The 2,082-nt window shown below is 38.5% G+C and carries 2 protein-coding genes and 1 pseudogene; all 3 read right to left on the bottom strand.

The annotated features are described in order from the left end of the window. Window positions 1–633 (bottom strand): annotated as a pseudogene (locus C6H66_RS24600) (hypothetical protein); the annotation flags it as partial. Window positions 634–777: 144 nt separating this feature from the next. Next, window positions 778–1,746, bottom strand: coding sequence for a hypothetical protein (locus C6H66_RS24595; protein WP_105397022.1), 969 nt, complete (start codon window positions 1,744–1,746; stop codon window positions 778–780). Beyond that, window positions 1,743–2,082 (bottom strand): hypothetical protein (locus C6H66_RS26265; protein ID WP_422615595.1); only part of this gene is annotated, 340 nt, incomplete at its 5' end. The genes C6H66_RS26265 and C6H66_RS24595, both read right to left, overlap by 4 nt.

The following is a 2,082-nucleotide window of genomic DNA, read 5'->3' as shown; positions in this document are numbered from 1 at the left end:
CAGCGCTTTATCATTGCCACTACTTAAGAAGGCAAAAGAATAACTGCTGACGTTAGGGATAAAACCACGCCCGACAAGGTTATTATTTTCGTCTAGGCCATAAACTTTGAAGAACAGAATATTAGTTTTTTCTGCCATGCCTACTTGGGGATAGCGGGCGGCATAAGCTTTGCCTTTATACCAAGTATAAAAGATCTGCCGTTCGCGATCGATAATTAATGGTGCTTGTCTCTGGGAAAAGAATATTCCCCAAACAAACGGTGGAATAATTATTAGATAAAGCAGTAGAAATACCATATCAGTTATAAAAATATCATTGCTATATTCATAAAAATTGTAGCGATAGTGTAGGTATTTTCTTAGTGAAATTTCTTTATCGTTACCGATGTAACGGGCTCCTTCCATATAATCTGGCAAATCATTGCGTAGATAAAATTTATCACCATATTCCTTTTTCACTATATCAACCCAATGATGAATGTTTTCTTCACCACTTCTTCGTTCTTTTATAAAGCTATTAATGTTAAGAATAAGGCTACTAATAATCCCTAATGTAACAGGGATTAGATTAATACTCCTAAAACGGCGTTGAGGGTTGCGGATATGACACTCCTTATCATCAAGGTAGTCCAATATTTCTACATGTTTAATTGTTTCCTCATCCTTAATATCTGGTGGTGCTGCCAGAAGTTCTTTTTCCCAGCGAGCTAGCCGTTGGGATGGCAGTGGATGGATAGTGGGAAACCATTTTTTGAGTAATTTTTTTTAATCGTTTTTTCATTCAGAAAGATCTTCATCAGGGGGACCCAGACGATCCAATTCTGCCAGAACCAATGGAATTTGAGCGTCTAAATCAGCGGGTTTTTTATCTTTACTCCACCAAATAAGCGGTTCACGGCGTTTATAATCCACCTTACTGACCGCTTCTTTGCCGTTTAATAAAAACTTCACCATAAAGGCGACTGCCAGAGCTTTATCATTGCCACTGCTTAAAAAAGCAAAAGTATAGCTGCTGACATTAGGGATAAAGACACGTTCGATAAGGTTATTATTTTCATCCAATCCGTAGACTTTGAGATACAGAATATTGGTTTTTTCCAGCATACCTAATTGTGGATAACGGGCAGCATAGGCTTTACCTTTATGCCAGGTGTAGAAAATCTGTCGTTCACGGTCGATAATTAATGGTGCCTGACGGCTCCAGAAAAATATGCAATAAACAAAAGGTGGAATAACCAGTAGATAGAGTAGTAGGAAGCCTATATCAATCTTCAAAAAAGAGTCGCTATGCAGATAATAATTATAACGGTAATGTAAATATTTTCTTAGTGAAATTTCTTTATCATTACCAATATAACGGGCATCTTCCATATAGTCTGGTAAATCGTTACGCAGATAAAATTCTTCACCATATTTCTTCTTTACCAATGCTACCCACTGATGGATCCCTGCTTCATCATTTTTACGGTCTTCGATAAATCCGTTAATATTCAGAATAAGACTACTAATAATCCCTAATGTAACAGGGATTAGATTAATACTCCTAAAACGGCGTTGAGGATTGCGGATATGACACTCCTTATCATCAAGATAGTCCAATATCTCCACGTGCTTAATGGTTTCTGCATCCTTAATATCCGGTGGTGCTGCCAGAATTTCTTTTTCCCAGCGTGCCAGCCGTTGGGCTGGCAAAGGATGAATAGTGGGAAACCATTTTTTGAGTAAATTTCTTAATCGTTGCTTCATTCGGAAAGATCTTCATCAGGGGGACCTAAGCGATCCAATTCGGCCAGAATCAACGGAATTTGAGCTTCTAAATCGGCAGGTCTTTTATCTTTACTCCACCAGATAAGCGGCTCACGGCGTTTATAATCCACCTTACTGACCGCCTCTTTGCCGTTTAATAAGAATTTCACCATAAAGGCGACTGCCAGAGCTTTATCATTGCCACTACTTAAGAAGGCAAAAGAATAACTGCTGACGTTAGGGATAAAACCACGCCCGACAAGGTTATTATTTTCGTCCAGTCCATACACTTTGAGATAAAAAATATTAGTTTTTTCCCCCATGCCTACTTGTGGA

Source organism: Photorhabdus hindustanensis (assembly GCF_002968995.1).
GTDB classification, from domain to species: domain Bacteria; phylum Pseudomonadota; class Gammaproteobacteria; order Enterobacterales; family Enterobacteriaceae; genus Photorhabdus; species Photorhabdus akhurstii.
This window is presented reverse-complemented; position numbering and strand designations above follow the sequence as displayed.